Annotated in this window: 16 protein-coding genes; 9 read left to right on the top strand and 7 right to left on the bottom strand. The window is 61.9% G+C overall.

The genetic code is table 11. The annotated features are described in order from the left end of the window. Positions 1–71: 71 nt before the first annotated feature. Together AX760_RS05695 and AX760_RS05690 are read right to left on the bottom strand one after the other, a co-directional pair. The gene (locus AX760_RS05695; protein ID WP_071832016.1) at positions 72–788 is read right to left on the bottom strand and encodes a FadR/GntR family transcriptional regulator; all 717 of its coding nucleotides are present in this window, start codon (positions 786–788) and stop codon (positions 72–74) included. 48 nt (positions 789–836) lie between these two features. Further along, positions 837–2,282: an FAD-binding oxidoreductase gene (locus tag AX760_RS05690; RefSeq protein ID WP_071832015.1), complete on the bottom strand. Its 1,446-nt coding sequence runs from the start codon at positions 2,280–2,282 to the stop codon at positions 837–839. Between the two features lie 202 nt (positions 2,283–2,484). On the opposite strand from AX760_RS05690, the gene denD reads away from it, so the two are divergent. From denD to AX760_RS05675, 3 genes are read left to right on the top strand one after another with little or no spacing between them, the layout of a single operon-like run. Then, positions 2,485–3,468 (top strand): D-erythronate dehydrogenase, encoded by a 984-nt coding sequence (gene denD / locus AX760_RS05685; RefSeq protein WP_071832014.1) that lies wholly within the window; start codon positions 2,485–2,487, stop codon positions 3,466–3,468. Next, positions 3,465–4,385 (top strand): NAD(P)-dependent oxidoreductase, encoded by a 921-nt coding sequence (locus AX760_RS05680; RefSeq protein WP_071832013.1) that lies wholly within the window; start codon positions 3,465–3,467, stop codon positions 4,383–4,385. Before denD ends, AX760_RS05680 begins: the two co-directional genes overlap by 4 nt. Beyond that, a complete protein-coding gene (locus AX760_RS05675) occupies positions 4,382–6,166 on the top strand; it encodes an IlvD/Edd family dehydratase (protein WP_071832012.1) in 1,785 nt (594 codons plus the stop codon). Before AX760_RS05680 ends, AX760_RS05675 begins: the two co-directional genes overlap by 4 nt. Positions 6,167–6,217: 51 nt before the next feature. Here the strand turns inward: AX760_RS05675 and AX760_RS05670 are convergent, their stop codons facing one another. After that, the gene (locus tag AX760_RS05670) at positions 6,218–6,826 is read right to left on the bottom strand and encodes a J domain-containing protein (RefSeq protein WP_071832011.1); all 609 of its coding nucleotides are present in this window, start codon (positions 6,824–6,826) and stop codon (positions 6,218–6,220) included. Between the two features lie 59 nt (positions 6,827–6,885). Further along, positions 6,886–7,608, bottom strand: a complete 723-nt coding sequence (locus tag AX760_RS05665; RefSeq protein ID WP_071832094.1) for a GntR family transcriptional regulator — start codon at positions 7,606–7,608, stop codon at positions 6,886–6,888. A gap of 163 nt (positions 7,609–7,771) precedes the next feature. Between AX760_RS05665 and dctP the strand changes: the two genes are divergently transcribed. From dctP to AX760_RS05645, 4 genes are all read left to right on the top strand, one after another. Then, the gene (dctP, locus tag AX760_RS05660) at positions 7,772–8,788 is read left to right on the top strand and encodes a TRAP transporter substrate-binding protein DctP (protein ID WP_071832010.1); all 1,017 of its coding nucleotides are present in this window, start codon (positions 7,772–7,774) and stop codon (positions 8,786–8,788) included. 86 nt (positions 8,789–8,874) lie between these two features. After that, positions 8,875–9,438, top strand: a complete 564-nt coding sequence (locus AX760_RS05655) for a TRAP transporter small permease (RefSeq protein WP_245294937.1) — start codon at positions 8,875–8,877, stop codon at positions 9,436–9,438. After that, complete coding sequence (locus tag AX760_RS05650; RefSeq protein ID WP_071832009.1) at positions 9,435–10,730, top strand: TRAP transporter large permease; 1,296 nt, start codon at positions 9,435–9,437, stop codon at positions 10,728–10,730. The genes AX760_RS05655 and AX760_RS05650 overlap by 4 nt, the downstream gene beginning before the upstream one ends. A 37-nt stretch (positions 10,731–10,767) precedes the next feature. Further along, positions 10,768–11,697, top strand: a complete 930-nt coding sequence (locus tag AX760_RS05645) for a dihydrodipicolinate synthase family protein (RefSeq protein WP_071832008.1) — start codon at positions 10,768–10,770, stop codon at positions 11,695–11,697. 151 nt (positions 11,698–11,848) lie between these two features. Here AX760_RS05645 and AX760_RS05640 read toward each other — a convergent pair whose 3' ends face one another. From AX760_RS05640 to AX760_RS05630, 3 genes are all read right to left on the bottom strand, one after another. After that, complete coding sequence (locus AX760_RS05640; protein WP_083531081.1) at positions 11,849–12,712, bottom strand: SDR family oxidoreductase; 864 nt, start codon at positions 12,710–12,712, stop codon at positions 11,849–11,851. A 263-nt stretch (positions 12,713–12,975) separates the two neighbouring features. Continuing rightward, positions 12,976–14,178, bottom strand: coding sequence for an aromatic ring-hydroxylating oxygenase subunit alpha (locus AX760_RS05635; protein ID WP_071832006.1), 1,203 nt, complete (start codon positions 14,176–14,178; stop codon positions 12,976–12,978). 174 nt (positions 14,179–14,352) lie between these two features. Further along, positions 14,353–15,153, bottom strand: coding sequence for a DUF1194 domain-containing protein (locus AX760_RS05630; protein WP_071832092.1), 801 nt, complete (start codon positions 15,151–15,153; stop codon positions 14,353–14,355). A 155-nt stretch (positions 15,154–15,308) separates the two neighbouring features. Between AX760_RS05630 and AX760_RS05625 the strand changes: the two genes are divergently transcribed. Continuing rightward, complete coding sequence (locus AX760_RS05625; protein WP_071832005.1) at positions 15,309–16,598, top strand: glucoamylase family protein; 1,290 nt, start codon at positions 15,309–15,311, stop codon at positions 16,596–16,598. A gap of 38 nt (positions 16,599–16,636) precedes the next feature. Then, positions 16,637–17,518, top strand: coding sequence for a ferric iron reductase (locus AX760_RS05620; RefSeq protein ID WP_083531080.1), 882 nt, complete (start codon positions 16,637–16,639; stop codon positions 17,516–17,518). Positions 17,519–17,530 lie beyond the last annotated feature (12 nt).

Below are 17,530 nucleotides of genomic sequence, written 5' to 3'. Positions count from 1 at the left end.
CCAAGCTGTCCAGAGCGGAAGAGAGAGCGATGCAAAAACCTTCGCGCGTCGCGGATCGGGCGGCCATGCGATCAGAATATGTCGAGCGTCAGCTCCAGTCGGGCGGCGGCGCCGATGAGATGGCTGCGCATGGCGGCGCGGGCGAGCATCGGGTCCCGCGTCACCATGGCATCGCGGATGGCGACATGTTCGGCAATCGTGGCCTCGACGATTTCCTCGAGGATGGCGGCAGCGCGCGCCGCATTGATGGCAAGGCTGATACGCTCGGCTATGAAGCCGATGAACAGCAGGAAATATTCATTGTGCGTGGCCGTGGCCAGAGCCCGGTGAAAGGCGAGATCGGCAACGATCCCCTGATCCGTCCACTTCTCGGCGCCGGTCATGCGGGCAAGCGCATCATCCAGCTTTTTCAGGTCGGTGTCGTCGTGGTGGATGGCGGCAAGGCCGGCCGCCTCTATCTCCAGCGGCATGCGCAGCTGGAATAGGCTGCGGAAGGTTTCGGGGTCACGCAGGGCCGTCTGCTCGATGCGAATGGAGCCTCGCCCCTGAGGTCCCAGGACGAAGGCGCCGACACCCTGGCGCGTCTCCACCAGTCCCTCGTTGCGCAGCTGGGCGATCGCTTCGCGCACCACGGAGCGGCTGACCCCAAAGGTCTTGGCCAGAAGGTGCTCGGTCGGCAGCCTGTCGCCCGGCGAGATCCGGCCTTCGGCAATTTCCCGACCGATATGGCTGGCAATGCGCGCCGGCAGATGCTCGTTCCGTCTGATCTCGCTGAAGTCCGCCGTCATTCCTGTCCGCCCCATTCCCTGTTCGCCCCCGGGCGTCGCCAGACTATTCTACGATAGTTTGGGGAAATTCAATTGGCAGCCCGGGTTCATCATCAGGGATGGGTCGATGGCCTGCTTCAGAGCTGTCAGCAAGGCGCGCCGCGATGGCTCCAGTCGCTGTTCGAAATCGGCCCGCTTCAGGCGGCCGATGCCATGTTCTGCGCTGATGCTGCCGCTGTAGCCATCGAGAACCCGGTTGACCACGCATTTGGCCGTGTAGATGCGTGCGGCGGCCTCCTCCGGGGCGGTGCCGCCGGGAGGCAGGACATTGAGATGCACATTGCCGTCGCCGACATGCCCGTAGGACACGCTGATGCAATCGGGAAGGGCCTCCGAGACAGCCTGTTCTGCGTCGCGCACGAAGTCCGCCAGGCGCGAGAGCGGGACCGAAATGTCGGTGCGCATATGCGGTCCGCGTCGGGCCTGGCCCTCGTTCATGCCTTCGCGAATAAGCCAGAGATTGCGAGCCTGTGTCTGCGATGCGGCAATGACGCCATCGACCACGAGACCGTCTTCCATGACGCCGCCGAGAAAGCGCTCCATAAGCTCTTGAATATCGACGAGGCCCGAACCGGAAACCTCCATCAGCACATAGGCAGGATAGTCGCCAGCAATCGGCATGGGCAGGTCGGGGATCGCTTCCCGCGCGAGAACGAAGCCCAAGGGCGGCATGAACTCGAAGGCCGACATCAGGTCGCAGCAATCGCGCCGGGCGCGGCGGTAGAGCGTGATCGCGTCATCGAGCGAATTCAGGCCGAGCAAAGCGGTTGCCACCTGATCCGGGAACGGCATGAGCTTGATCGACACCGCGGTCACGATGCCAAGCGTGCCTTCGGCGCCGATGAAAATCTGCTTCAGGTCGATGCCGCGATTGTCTTTTCGCAGGGTCGACAGGCCATTGAAGATCGTGCCGTCGGGCAAGACCACTTCCAAACCGAGCACCAGTTCGCGCGTCATGCCATAGCGCAGCACGTTGATGCCGCCGGCATTGGTCGAGACGTTGCCGCCGATGCGGCAGGAGCCCTGCGCACCCAGCGCCAGAGGGAAAAACATGTCCATCTTTGCGACCGCATCCTTGACCTCCGACAGGATGCAGCCGGCCTCGACAACGGCCGAAAAATCATCCGGATCGATATTGCGGATGGCGTTCATGCGCTCGAGGCTGACAATCACCTGGCTTCCCGGCTGATCCGGAATGCCGCCGAGCACCAGCCCGGTATTGCCGCCCTGCGGAACGATGGAGAGCCCCAGATCGCGGCAGGTGCACACTGCGGCGGCAACGTCTTCCGTCGAGCGTGGACGCAGCACTGCAACGGCGCTGCTGGAGACATCGCCATGCCAATCCCGGCAGAAGCGCAGCATTTCATCCGCATCGGTGATCAGCATGTCGCTGGTCAATGCAGCCCGCAGGGATGCCTGGAGCTCCCCGGTCGCAGTTATGACGTCCGCCCTCATTGGTAATCTCTCCCTGCGTCGCTGCGAACACATCTGCCGTCCATCGTGGAAGGGCGGGCGATTTTTCAGGGGGTGTTCAGATCCCGTGTTTTCAAACGGAGAATATAGGGTTATCAGACAACCTTACAATAAAAACTTCTCGCCATGCGTCGCGGTCTATCGACGCGGTTTCAGGCGATGGATTCGAGGGAGGAGAGACCTGATGCATATCGTGATTATCGGTGCCGCCGGCATGGTTGGCCGTAAACTGGCAGCCAAGCTGACCGCGGATGGCCAGCTGGACGGCAAGCCGATTACAGAAATGACACTGGTGGATGTCGTGACCCCGGAGGCGCCCGCGAGCTTCACCGGCAAGGTCAACGCCAGGGAGGCCGATCTGTCGGCGCCCGGCGAAGCCGAAACGCTTGTCGCAGCCCGACCCGACGTGATCTTCCATCTGGCGGCGATCGTCTCGGGCGAAGCGGAGCTTGATTTCGAGAAGGGCTACCGGATCAATCTCGATGGTACGCGCTATCTGTTCGATGCCATTCGTCTGGCCCATGGCGTCGACGGCTACCGGCCGCGCGTTGTCTTCACGTCGTCGATTGCCGTCGTTGGCGCACCCTTGCCCTATCCGATCCCGGACGAGTACCACACGACGCCGCTGACCAGCTATGGCACGCAGAAGGCGATCTGCGAACTGCTCCTGTCCGACTACAGCCGGCGCGGTTTCTTCGACGGCATCGCCATCCGTTTGCCGACGATCTGCATTCGTCCGGGCAAGCCGAACAAGGCGGCGTCCGGTTTCTTTTCCAATATCCTGCGCGAACCGCTGGTCGGCAGGGAAGCCATTCTTCCCGTGTCGGATGACGTTCGCCACTGGCACACCTCGCCGCGCTCGGCCGTCGGCTTCCTGATCCATGGGGCGACCATCGATCTGGAGACGGTCGGACCGCGCCGGGCGCTGTCCATGCCGGGCCTCAGTGCCACGGTCGGCGAACAGATCGAGGCGCTGCGCCGGGTCGCCGGCGACAAGGCCGTTGCGCTGATCCGCCGCGAGCCGGACGAGATGATCATCAACATGGTCGCCGGCTGGGCTCCGGGCTTTGAGGCCAAACGTGCGAAAGCGCTTGGCTTTAAGGCGGAAACCTCCTTTGATGAGATCATCCGCGCACATATCGACGATGAACTGGGAGGAACGCTGTGAGCGAGACGGGCCTGCACCAAAGCAAGAAACGCCGCATCGCCTTTCTTGGTACGGGGTTGATGGGCGCGCCGATGGCGCGGCGGCTGCTGGCTGCCGGTCATCAGGTCGTTGTCTGGAACCGCGACATGTCCAAGGCGCAAGCTCTGGTTTCGGATGGCGCTGTGGTTGCCGACACGGCCGCTTCCGCCGTCAAGGACTGCGACCTCGTCTTCACCATGCTCAGCGACGGCAAGGCCGTCGAGGCCGTGCTGTTTGATGGCGGCGTGGCCCGGGCTTTGGCGAAGGGCGCCGTGGTGATCGACAGCAGCTCGATTTCGCCACCGGTCGCGCGTGATCATTCTGCTCGCCTGCAAGTGCTCGGCATCGCGCATCTCGATGCGCCGGTCTCCGGCGGCGTGGTCGGCGCCGAGGCCGGCACGCTGGCGATCATGGCAGGCGGCGAGGCTGATGTCGTCGACGGACTTTTGGACGTATTTGCAGCCCTTGGCCGGGTGACCCATGTCGGTCCGTCCGGTGCCGGGCAGATCTGCAAGCTCGCCAACCAGCAGATCGTCGCCATCACCATCGGCGCTGTCGCCGAGGCGATGATGCTCGTCGAGGCGGGTGGCGCAAGCCGGGAGAAATTCCGCGAGGCGATCCGCGGCGGCTTTGCCGAGAGCCGCATTCTCGACCTGCACGGTGCGCGCATGGTAACACGCAATTTTGTGCCCGGTGGACCGTCGAAGTTCCAGCTGAAGGATCTCGACGCGGTAAAGGCCATGGCCGATCTGTTTTCATTGGATCTGCCTCTGACCGAGCAGGTGCGCTGCGCGTTTTCCGATTTCGTGGCCGGCGGTGGCGGCGACACGGACCACAGCGGCTTGCTGCTGCATCTGGAAGCGATGAATGCCGCCAAGGGCGGGGAGGGGAAAGAATGACTGAGGACAACACGGGCGGTCGTCGTCTGCGCTCGCGGGACTGGTTCGACAATCCCGATCATCTCGACATGACGGCGCTCTATCTCGAACGCTTCATGAACTACGGCACGACGCCCGAGGAGCTGCGCTCCGGGAAGCCGATCATCGGCATCGCCCAGTCGGGCAGCGATATCAATCCCTGCAACCGCCATCATCTCGATCTCGCGAAACGCGTCCGTGACGGTATTCGCGATGCCGGCGGCATTCCGATCGAATTTCCGACCCATCCGCTGTTTGAAAACTGCAAGCGGCCGACCGCGGCGCTCGACCGCAATCTTGCCTATCTCGGGCTGGTCGAGATCCTCTACGGCTATCCGCTTGATGGTGTCGTCCTGACCACCGGCTGCGACAAGACCACGCCCTCGGCGCTGATGGCGGCCTCGACGGTCGACATTCCGGCCATCGTCTTTTCCGGCGGGCCGATGCTGGATGGCTGGCACGATGGCGACCTGGTCGGCTCCGGCACGGTGATCTGGCGATCGCGCCGGAAATACGCGGCGGGCGAGATCAGCCGCGAGGAGTTCCTCCAGTCGGCACTGGATTCTGCACCGTCGATCGGCCATTGCAACACCATGGGCACGGCCTCGACGATGAATGCCATGGCCGAAGCGCTCGGCATCTCGCTGACCGGCTGTGCCGCCATTCCGGCGCCCTATCGCGAGCGCGGCCAGATGGCCTATCGCACCGGACGACGGGCCGTTGAACTGGTGCAACAGAACATCAAGCCGTCGGATATTCTGACACGCGCAGCGTTTTTGAATGCCATCCGCGTCAATTCGGCCATTGGCGGGTCGACGAACGCGCAGCCGCATCTGGCCGCCATGGCCAAACATGCAGGCGTCGAACTCTATCCCGACGACTGGCAGACCCATGGCTTCGACATTCCCCTGCTGGCCAATGTGCAGCCGGCCGGTGCCTATCTCGGCGAGCGCTTCCACCGGGCCGGCGGCGTGCCCGCGATCATGTGGGAACTGTTGCAGGCTGGAAAACTCGAGGGCAATTGTCCCTCGGTAACCGGCAAGACCATGGCCGAAAATCTCGAGGGTCGGCAATCCACCGACCGGGAGGTTATCCTGCCATTCGATGCGCCGCTGAAGGAGCGGGCCGGTTTCCTGGTGCTGAAGGGCAATCTGTTCGATTTCGCGATCATGAAGATGAGCGTGATTTCGGCCGGTTTTCGTGAGCGCTATCTGAGCGAACCGGGCAAGGAGGGCGTTTTCGACGGCAAGGCGGTGGTCTTCGACGGCTCCGAGGATTACCACAAGCGCATCAACGATCCGGACCTGAACATCGACGAACGCACGATCCTGGTGATCCGCGGTGCCGGCCCGCTCGGCTGGCCGGGTTCGGCCGAAGTGGTCAACATGCAGCCGCCGGATCACCTGATCAAACAGGGCATTCTCAGCCTGCCGACGATTGGCGATGGCCGACAGTCCGGCACGGCCGATAGCCCGTCGATCCTCAATGCGTCACCGGAAAGTGCCGCTGGCGGCGGTCTGGCCTATGTGCGCAGCGGCGACGTCATCCGCATCGATTTCAACAACGGCCGCTGCGACATGCTGGTTGAACCTGAAGAAATCGAGCGGCGCAAGGCGGACGGTATTCCGGCCGTGCCAGCCGATGCCACACCGTGGCAGATGCTCTACCGCCGCACCGTGACGCAACTGTCGGATGGCGCTGTCATCGAGGGGGCTGCGGACTTCCAGAAGCTAGCCGAAAAACTGCCCCGCCATAATCACTGACCGGCAGACCTCGATGCGATACGGCAACCAGGCGCCAACAGCGCCTGGGGCTCAACAGAATCCGTTCAGTTTCAGGATCTTGTAGGCCTCGATCGTCAGACGAAGTTCGTCTTCGGAGTTTCTGTTGCCCTGATTGGCGTCGGGGTGGTGCAGTTTGAGTTTTTCCTTGTAGCGGCTCCTGATGTCTTCAGGGGTCGCCTCCGGTGCCAGGCCGAGTGTCTCGAAAGCCTTTGCTTCGAGCACCTTGAGCTTGCGCTTCTGCAGAGCGGCAGTCTGCGTCTGGCGCAATGTAGCGGTCTTGCGGGCATTCAAGGTCTTTGCAGAGCCGGAACGCACGGTGGACGGGATCGGTATTTCGGATGCTTCCGTGCGCAGCGTGCCAAAGGTCGGGCGACTGCCGGTAATCGCTTCCGTCTGCAACCGCGCAACCTCGGCGTTGGATGGCGCCGTCGTAAAGCTGTAGCCCTTGTTGTATTCCGTCACGTGCCCGAGACAGAACAGAAGATACAGGCCTTCGCCGCCAGGTCCGACGGGCGCGCGATGCGTGCCGGTTTTTTCGCAGCCGTCCCATTGGCATTTCGGACCCGTGGGCTCGCTGGCGGACGTGGTTTTTTTGCGGGGGGATCGAAGGCCCACGAATATTTTCGAATCATGCGTCATAGCATCTGTATGAATGCGGAACGTGAAGACGGCAAGATCGAGAAATCATGATCTATGGCTTAAGCCTTCAGCACGCCGCCGAGCGCGAGGGTCAGGGACTGGTCTATATGGTGCGACAGGCTCCGGGCGGCGTCTTCCGCGTGGCCCAGCAACAGCGGCTCCAGGAAGGCGAGATGCTCCCTGATGACGCGCGTTGCGTTTTCCCGCGTGACGCGGACCCTGGCCTGGGCGGACATGCGGATTTTGATGGCCGTGACGCGATAGACATTGGAAATCAGGCTGTTGCCCATCGTTTCAACCATGCGGGCATGCATGTCCCAGTCGTGCAGCTGGAATTCGCGCAGGAAACTCTCAAGGCTGCCCTGATCGGTACCGTCGAGACGGGCACGGGCCGCGAGGTGCCAATCGATCCATTGGCTGACAACGGCACGGTCCAGCCGCTCGAGCAGGTCCGGCAGGGCGCCGAGTTCAAGAATACGCCGCAGTTGGTAGGCCTCGCGGACGAAGGTAACGTCGAGGCTGGGCACCATCAGGCCGCGCTGGGGAATGGTCTGCAACAGACCCTCCGCCTCGAATCGCGGGATTGCCTCGCGAACGGAACCCAAGGTAACCCCCGCCATCTCGACCAGTTCGCGCTGCGAGATCACCTGGCCGGGCTTGATCCCGCCCCAGTTCAAAAGGTCCTCGATGCGTTCATAGGCGACCTGGCGCAGCGAGGTGTCGCCGCTGTTCGTCGCCGAGCGGCCCCGCGGGCCAGGATTCGCATTGACGGGTTCAGACATGATGAGGCCCAATGTTCTATTGCTAACATTAAGCTAACATGTTAGTTCAGCGCTGGTAAGTCCGAACTGCAGCGTTCGGCTGGAATAACCGCTTGGAGGAGCGGGTCACGCGGCAGGGCGGCCTTGCACCTGCGCCATTCATCACCTTGGGAGGAGTAGACAAATGACACATCAACTGACGCGCCGGATCCTTCTGGCGACGACCGGGGCCTTCGCCCTATTGGCCGCGGGACTGCCGATGCCGAATGCAATGGCTCAGGACAAGCCGACCATCCGGATGTCGACGCCTGCGTCCGAAAGCGATCAGCGCTCGGTGGCGCTGGCCAGCATTTTCGCACCGGCAATCAGCGAGTTTGCGACCTATCAGCCACATTACAATGCCTCGCTGATCGCACAGGGCGCGGAACTGGAAGCGATTTCCGCCGGCGATCTGGAGATGTCGATCGCCTCTGCGCAGGAATTGGCCAATTTCTTTCCGGAATTCTCGCTGTTTGCGACCGGCTATGTCCATCAGAGCGCCGCGCACCAGGTCAAGGTGTTCAACGATCCGCTGATGGATCCCTTCAAGCAGAAGGTCGAGGACGAACTCGGCGTCAAGCTGCTGACGGTGATGTATCTGGGCAAGCGCCACGTCAATCTGCGCTTCACCCGCGCCGAGAAAAACGTCATGACGCCTGCGGATCTGGCCGGTGTCAACCTGCGCATGCCGGGTAGCGACGCCTGGCAATTCCTCGGTCGCTCGCTGGGTGCCAATCCGACGCCGATGGCCTTCACCGAGATTTATACCGCGTTGCAGACCGGCTCGGTTGATGGCCAGGACAATCCTTTGCCATCGGTCGTGGATGCGAAATTCTACGAAGTCACCAAGCAGATCAGCCTGACCGCCCACCTTGTCGACCTGAACTATATCGCCTTCTCCAAGGCCGTGTGGGACAAGCTGACACCGGAACAGCAGGCCTCGTTGCAGAAGGCTGCCGACGATGCGGCCGAAGCCGGACGCAAGGGTCAGCTGAAAAAGGAAGGCGAACTGGTTGCCTTCCTGAAGGAGCAGCGGCTCGAGGTGTATGAGCCGGACCTGAACGCCTTCCGCACCCATGTGCAGGCCCAGTATATCGGCTCTGAATTCGCCAAGGCATGGCCAGACGGCGCCCTGGAGAAGATCAACGCGCTCGGCAACTGATCGAAACCGAAGAACCGGCCGGGGATATCCCCCGGCCACATACTGCAGTGAACGCACCCTGGGTGCGGCTTGTCGGAGCGCAGTTCTTGCCCCCCATCCAGCCCTATTTCCGAAATTTCGCCAATGCCGTCTCCGCCGCGCTGATGGCCGCCATGTTCGGCACCTTCGTGCTGCAGGTCGTGGTGCGCTACACAGCGCGGATCCCCTGGGTCACCGAGAACCTGCCATGGATGCAGTCGGGGAATTTTGGCTGGACGCTGGAATTCTGCCTGGCGATCTGGGTCTGGCTGATCTTCTGGGGCAATGCTTTTGTCGTCAAGAACGAAGACCACGTCACCTTCGACATCCTCTATCTGGCGGTGCCGCCGCACGTCCGCCGCGCCTTTGCGATCATTACCGGCCTTGCTTTGTCGATCGGGCTCTTGGCTTCGGTTGCACCCACCTGGGACCGGTTCATGATCCTGCGCCTGAAGAAGACCGCGACGCTGGGCGATCTGTTTGGCGACTGGATCCGGATGCGCGACGTCTATCTCATCTACATCGTGTTTCTGCTGGTGGTAGCCGCGCGCTATCTCTGGCTGGTCTGGAATGCGTTCCGCTACGGCGTCGAGGAACCGCGACCGACCGAGGAAGGCAGGCCAAAGCCATGAGCTTCGAATTTCTCCTGTGTCTTGTGACGTTGATGGGCCTCGCTGCCATGGGCATGCCGATCGCCTATGCGATCCTGATCGCGTCGCTCGCCTATCTCGCAGCGGCCGGGCAGAGCATCGGCATCAGCGGCAAGATCCTGATGGACGGCCTCTACCAGAGCTTCATCCTTTTGGCCGTGCCGCTGTTCATCGTGGCCGCCAACATCATGAATGCGGGTACGGTGTCGGACCGGCTGCTGCAGTTCTGCATTGCGCTCGTCGGGCGTTTCCGCGGCGGGCTCGGCCATGTCAACGTGCTCGCCTCGCTGGTTTTTTCCGGCATGTCGGGCTCGGCCGTGGCGGATGCGGCAGGCATCGGCAAGCTGATCATCGACATGATGGTCAAGTCTGGCCACTACACGCGCGGTTATGCGGCTGCCATCACGGCTGCCTCTGCCACCATCGGGCCGATCATCCCGCCCTCGATCCCTATGGTGCTTTATGCGCTGGTGTCGAACACCTCGATCGGCTTCCTGTTTCTGGCCGGCATCATTCCGGGCCTGCTGATGGGTGTCGTGCTGATGGTCATGAATGCCTGGATTTCGCATGCGCGCGGCTTCGCCAAGGATGAACCCGTGCCGATGCGCGACCTGCCGCGCCTGACGCTGAATGCTGGGCCGGCGCTCTTGATGCCGGGCATCCTGCTCTATGGCATCTATGGCGGCGTCACAACGCCGACCGAGGCGGCAGCCCTCGCAGCCTTCTACGCGCTGATCCTGGCCGTTGTCTTCTACCGCGCGCTGTCATTTTCCACCTTCTACGAGATATTGGTCGGCAGTGCCCGATCTTCGGCATCGGTCGGCCTGGTGATCGGCGGCGCGCTGATCCTCAACTACATCGTGGCGTCCGAGAATATCCCGGATGTGGTGGCAAAGGCGCTGGTCGGCCTCGACATGCATCCGCTGGTGTTTCTGCTCGGTGTCAACCTGCTGCTCCTGCTGCTCGGTTGTTTCCTCGATGCCTCCACGATCATTCTCGTCATCATCCCGCTTTTCCTGCCGAGCTGCCGCGAACTGGGCATCGATCTCGTGCATTTCGGCGTGGTGGCGATCGTCAACTGCATGATCGGGCTGATCACGCCGCCCTACGGCATCCTGCTGTTCGTCATCAATGCGGTGACGCGCATTCCGCTCGCCGAGATCATCCGGGAGATCTGGCCGTTCCTTGGCGTGCTGGTGGCGGCGCTGCTGCTGCTGATCCTGTTCCCCGATCTGACGCTGATGCTGCCGCGCGCCTTCGGATACCCCAACTGAAATTCATTCGACCGGCTTCTCATAAGGACCAAACACCATGTCGCATTCCATGCAGGGCATTTTCCCTGTCGTCATCACGCCGTTCACCCCGGAAAATGCGATCGACTGGGATGGCTATGCCAGACTGATCGAGTGGTATCTGGACAACGGCTCCCATGGCCTGTTTGCCGTGTGCCAGTCGTCCGAAATGTTGTTCCTGTCCCTGAAGGAGCGCTGCGATCTCGCAAGCTTCACCGTCAAGCAGGTCGCCGGTCGCGTGCCGGTGGTGGCATCCGGCCACATCTCGCCAGCCATGTCCGACCAGAAGGCAGAGCTGCGTGCCATTTCGGAAACCGGCGTCGATGCGGTCGTCCTGGTGACCAACCGGCTTGCTGCGGCGGACGAAGACAGCAGTGTCTTCCGCGCCCGGATGGATGACCTGCTGGCCGCGCTGCCGGGCGACATGGCACTTGGGCTCTACGAATGCCCGGCGCCCTATCGTCGCCTGCTAACCGACGAGGAGGTCCGCTGGTGCGGCGACAGCGGGCGCTTTGCCTTTCTCAAGGATGTGACCTGCGATCTCGATCATGTGAAGCGACGGCTGGCTCTGGTCGCTGGCACGCCGCTCGCCATCAACAATGCCAATGCCGCGATCGCCTGGCCGGCCATTCAGGCCGGCGGGCACGGCTTTTCCGGCGTCATGAACAATTTCCATCCGGACCTCTATCGATGGCTGATGGATCATGGCCGTTCGCATCCGCAACTGGCAGCCGAGCTCGACACCTTCCTCGTCCTGTCCGCCATGTCTGAAGGCATGGGCTACCCCAAACTGGCCAAGCATTTTCACCGGCGGATCGGCACCTTCCAGAACGTCCACAGCCGCAGCGTCGCCTATGACATCGCCGAACGGCATTGGGCGGTCGAGGTTGTCCTCGACCATATCATCGATGGCGCACAGCGCTTTCGGGAGCGCATCCAGGCCCTGTAGCCGCGCATGAAAAAGCGGAGTGTCGCTGGCAGGCGATACTCCGCTTGGCTTGGCTCTCTGCAGCCACATCGAACGATGTGCGCAGTCCGTCACGCGTGCCAGATTGTGCACACACATGCGTCTCCGGGGGGCTTGATCCCGCGTCAGGCGATCAGATCATGATCTCACCGCCGGTCACGGGGATCACTGCGCCTGTCATGTAGCTTCCGTCCTCGGAGGCAAGAAGAACATAGGCGCCGGCGAGTTCTGCCGGTTGGCCGGCACGACCGAGCAGGGTTTGTTTGCCGAAGGTCTCTGATTTTTCGCTTGGCATTGTCGATGGAATGAGCGGCGTCCAGATCGGGCCAGGTGCAACGGCATTCACCCGGATCCCGCTCTCGGCGACCATTTCAGCCAGACCCGCCGTGAAATTGGAGATCGCGCCCTTTGTGGATGCGTAGGCAAGAAGGTGCGACGAGGGCTGGCGCGACTGGATCGATGTCGTGTTGATGATCGCGCTGCCCGGCTTCATGTGGGGAATGGCGGCTTTCGACAGATAAAAGGCCGCATAGATGTTCGTGCGGAATGTTTCGTCCCATTCCTCGGCAGTGATGTCGGCAATCGTCGCGTATGTCCGCTGGAACGCAGCGTTGTTGACGAGAATATGGATACCACCGAGCTCTGTGACGGCGCGTTCCACCAAGGCGTTGCAATGGTCCTCGCTCTTGATGTCGCCGGGCGCGACGACAACTTTCTGGCCGGCCTCTTCCACCAGACGGGCGGTGTCCTTGGCATCTTCGTCTTCGTTCAGATAGGAGATCAGGATGTCGGCCCCTTCACGCGCATAGGCGATGGCAACGGCTCTGCCGATCCCGGAATCGGCGCCCGTGATCAGCGCCACCTTGCCCTTGAGCTTGCCGCTTCCCTTGTAGGTTTTTTCCCCATGATCGGGGATCGGCTTCATGCGTGAGGTCTCGCCAGGAGGGGACTGCTCTTGTTTCGGCTGCGGGGGGATCGGACGATTGCCTTCGGTCATGGATCTGCTCCTTGAGGATAAATGAACAGCATTAACCTTCGCGTCCCCTTATTGTTCCCAGACGCAAGCGGCTCGAAAAGACCGGGCCTGCAGGCTTAAAAGCAGGCGATCGCCGGTCGTGCGGGTGAGCAAAGCCGCCGCATGCAAGTTCAGTTTCGTGACGTGCGCCTGCGAGATTGTCTGGCGGCTCTGCCTTTGCTCATGCCGGGTCTGTCCTGACCGGATGACGATATCGGCCGTGGAGCAGAGGGTAGGCCGGGTCGTCAGCGAGGCTGGCGTGACATCTGCTCATTGACCTCCGCCATCGCCCGCTCTTCCGGGGCCTTGTCCAGGCTCATGACCGGTAGGACCCCGCGCAGGTGATCATGATGGGTCCGCACGCCGTATTCGAGGTCGGAGAGATAAAAGCCTTCGAAGGCTTTCGATGTCATGGATTCGTTCGACCAGACCGTCAGCTGCACGTCTTCGGCCTGGGTATCGCGGTCGATACGATAGGCAAGATAGCGCGCAGCGCGCTGCGCCCGGCTTTCTTCGCGGTGGCGATAGATCCCGCCGCGCAGCATCGTCTTTCCGGTGGTAAGGGGAAACTCCTGATAGAACTGGACGATCTCGGGCGTAACGGCAATGACGGCATTGGCGAAGATGCCGTAGTAGATCCAGGCCTTGCGCAGAGGATCCGGCAGATGCGTCGCTTCGGGGGCGATGCTGACATAGTTGCGCACGCTCCACCGTCGACCGGCATGCGGATTGTAGGTTGCGAAGGATCGGCAGAGGCCATTGACAAAGGGTTCGTCATAATAGGTCGAGCCATAGAGATCTTGCAGGGCGGGATGCGCCATGGCGACGTGGTAACCTTCATTGTCGACGTCGCGCACGGATTTCCAGTTGACAGGGGAGTTCTGTGTCCAGAGGCCTGCGGCCGGCACCATGTGCTCGCTTTGATAGTGCGAGAGTTCTGCCGCAAAGGGCTGCATGAGTTCGGCGACCGGGGGTTGCGGGCCGGGGGAAAAGCGGATGAAGACGAAGCCGAGCCAGATTTCCAGCTCCAGCGGCTTCAGCCCGAATTCCTGCTTGTCGAGCGGCGGAAAGCTGCGCGGGCGGGCGGCCCCCCGCAGGCTGCCGTCGAGATTGTAGACCCAGCCATGGAAGGGACAGACCAGCGCGTTGCGGCATGTGCCTTTTTCGTCGGTGACCACCCGCGAGCCGCGATGCCGGCAGATATTGTGGAAACCGCGGACCACGCCATCCTGATCGCGCAGGATCAGCGCGCGCTCGCCGACCACGTCCATGGTGATGTAGTCGCCGGCATCAGGCACATCGGAAATGTGGCAGGCGATCTGCCAGTGTTCTCGGAAAACATGCTGTTTTTCAAGCTCCAGCAAAGCGTCACTGTGGTAGCACCATCCCGGCAATCCCCGCCGGTCCCAATCGTTGGGAACGCTGACGTCGCGGATCATTTCGTTCATGACTATCCCCATATCTTGCTGAACGTTCATTCAATAAAAGCATATTTTGCGATAAAATGGAATAGGTTGAAGGCGCGCTTCTTCGATCTCCCAAAAATGGCATCCGGTCGCGTTGCCGGAGGCAGGGACGATGAGACGTTCGTTTTCTGAAGGCGTGCGCGCTTTCTGCGCAGGCTATTTGTCCGACGGCGGATCGACCCTGTCCAGGTAGAACGGCCGCAGCTTTTCGCCGATCATGCAGTCGGTGGGTGGCGCGATCTGGACGGGAACGATGCGTGGCGACGATCCTGTGCCGCTGATTTCCATCACCAGTTTCTGGCGGATGGCCGTTGCAAAGTCTGCAGGTGTGCGGACCGGAAGCACGAAGGAACCCGCTCCGCCAATGACGCAGTCCGCATAGTAGCGGTCGAGCCCGCCGGTGGAGCCGGAGGGCCTGATGAGGATCGCCAGGCCGTTGACCACAAGCCCCTGTGCCACCGCGGCGTCGCGGGCCGGGCTGACCGGCGGCCCCATATTGTTCGGGCCATCGCCGGACACGTCGATGACGCGGCGCAGGCCGGAAAAATCATTGCTCCTGATCAGGGTTGCGCCGAAGGAGATGGCGTTGGCGATCGATGTCCCGCGGCGGGTTGCGACTGGCTGTGCGGCCAGTCGGTCGGCGAAGGCGGCCGCATCGGCGGCAGTCTCGATGACCTGCCACGCAACGAGCGATGTTTCGTTGACGCTGCCTGCCCATTCGAAATAGCTGATCGCGACGCGCCCCAGAAGGCCAGCGGTGACGGCATTGGCGAAGTCGGGATGCCGGATGGCCTCGACATAACCGGAGCGCTGGATGCGCGCTTCCTCGAGATCCATCGAGCCGGACATGTCGACGGCCAGCACCAGTTCGACATCCACCTCCTGCGCGGCTGTGGCCGCGGCTTCAACGGGTGTTCCAGCGGTCAGTCCCAGAAGCAGGGCAAGAGTTGGGAACATGGCGTCATCCAATCCGTCTGTTTCCTCGTGGGGGAGGAAAAAGATTAACACAGGAATTTCCGCTGGCGACGGGCGCAGGCGTTCAGCCGTTCAACAAACGGTGAAAACCGGTGAATTTATGCCGCGGATCCCTGCGGTTCGGAGTAGTGGTGGTGATGCTTCAGAGATACGAAACCGACGCGGCGCTCGTCGATCGCCTGCAGAAGGCCGCATTTTCCTATTTCCTCGACCATGTCGATGCCTCGACCGGCCTTGTCGCCGATACGTCACTGCCGGGCGCGCCTTCCAGCATAGCGGCGACCGGATTCGGCCTCTCCGCTTACCCTGTGGGCGTCGAGCGCGGGTGGATCGAGCGCACGGCTGCAGCGGACAGGACACTGACGACGCTTCGTTTTTTTGCGCAGAGCCGTCAGAGTCGCGACAAGGATGCGACCGGTTACAAGGGGCTCTATTACCACTTCCTCGATATGAAAACCGGGCAACGGACGTGGAAGAGCGAGTTGTCTCTGATCGACAGCGCCCTCCTTCTCGCCGGTGTCTTGACTGCGGCGGCCTATTTTTCGCGGGACAATGACGTCGAGTCGGAAATCCGGTCGATTGCCGACATGCTCTATGCGCGGGCCAACTGGCATTGGGCACTGGACCGGGCCGACACGCTTTCGCTTGGCTGGAAGCCGCGCAGCGGTTTTCTGCCCTATCGCTGGGAAGGCTATAGCGAAGCCATCATTCTCTATATCCTGGCTCTGGCCTCTCCGGCCCATCCCATTCCGGAGCAGAGCTATGCCGCCTTTGCAGCAAAATTCGACTGGATGCCCTGCGCACAGGGTTCGTATCTCTATGCCGGACCGCTGTTCATTCATCTGTTCTCGCATGCCTGGATCGATTTTCGTGGCATTCGCGACAAGGCGATTGCGGAAAAGGACAGTGATTATTTCGAGAATACGCGCTGCGCCATCGCCGTTCAGCGCGACTATGCGGCGCGAAATCCGGGAGACTTCGTCGGCTACGGACAGGACATGTGGGGGCTGACAGCGTGTGACGGTCCGGAAAAGTCGCGCCTGCTGGTCAATGGCCGGAGGCAGCGATTTACCGGCTATTCAGCCCGCGGCGCACCTCTCGGGCCGGATGACGGCACGATTGCGCCATGGGCGCCGCTGGCTTGCCTGCCCTTCGAGCCGCAGGCGGCGATGGCCGGATGTCGCACCATTCTCTCAACTTATCCTGATGTTCTGATCGACGGGCGCTTTACCGGCAGTTTCAATCCGAGCATTGCAGGCAGCGGACCGGAAGGCTGGGTTAGCGGCAGCAGCGTCGGCCTCGACCAGGGCTTGCTGGTGATGATGATCGAAAATCACCGCAGCGGCCTGATCTGGGATTTGCTGCGGGATTCACGCTTCATTCGCCGTGGCCTGAGCCGCGCGGGCTTTTCCGGCGGCTGGCTTTAGGATAGAGGCGTCCGGAGGAAACAACGGCGGATGCAGTCTTGGTCAAGGATCGGCAGTCAGGCATCCCGGCGCAAGGCGAGTTCGCCGTAGCCATAGCGTGGCTCGCTCACGCATTTCCGCAGAGTGCCTTTTCACTTGGCCCTGTCGACAAAGCCCTCGGCGAGGAAGGCCCTGTGCGAGACGGCTTTTCGCCGGCAAGCTCAGCCTTTGATGTGCATGTCGGTCAGATCGACACCTATCTCGCCTATCAGACACGCTTCGCCGAGGGCATGGACGAGCGAACCCGGGCCGCCCATCTGATCGCGCTCTACAGCCACCAGTTCAGCGCTGCTGTGGTCTGCGTTTACTTGAGGACGGGCAGGGTGCCGGATATGGACCCGCAACGGATTCTGATCCGTTTCGAAGCGGTCGACCGCTCTGAAATGGCCCTGCCGCTCGATGTCTGGCGTTTTCATATCCGATCGTCCGGCCATGTGCTGCCTGCTACTGACGATAGCCTTGGTGTTTTTCACGACGAGATTGTCGCGCATCTCCGCCCCGTCATCGACGCGCTCAAACGAAAGACCGGGTTTTCCACAGCCGCGCAGTGGCGGCTGGCGGCGGATTCGCTCGCCGGTGCCTTTCTGGATCTCGGACAAGCGCTGGGCTGCGAAGCCGAGGCGATCGGGATGGCGCTTGCGCTGGTCGGGCGGGAGGGGTCGCCACTGGCATCGCCTGCGCTGCGCTTCGAGACGATCAAGACGGTCGTTGACGGTCGTCCGGTGGAAAAGACGTTCCGTCTGAGAGGCGGGTGCTGCCTCTTCTATCGAACGGCCCAGAACCGGTTTTGTGACAATTGCGTGCTGCTTGATGCCGACAGTCAGCGGTCCCGGTTGCGCGACTTCGTGCGCGGCAGCAGCCTGCAGCGCAGAGAGGAATGATGCGCACCGCGC

The organism is Pararhizobium antarcticum (genome assembly GCF_001885585.1).
In the GTDB taxonomy this organism is placed as follows: domain Bacteria; phylum Pseudomonadota; class Alphaproteobacteria; order Rhizobiales; family Rhizobiaceae; genus Pararhizobium; species Pararhizobium antarcticum.
This window is presented reverse-complemented; position numbering and strand designations above follow the sequence as displayed.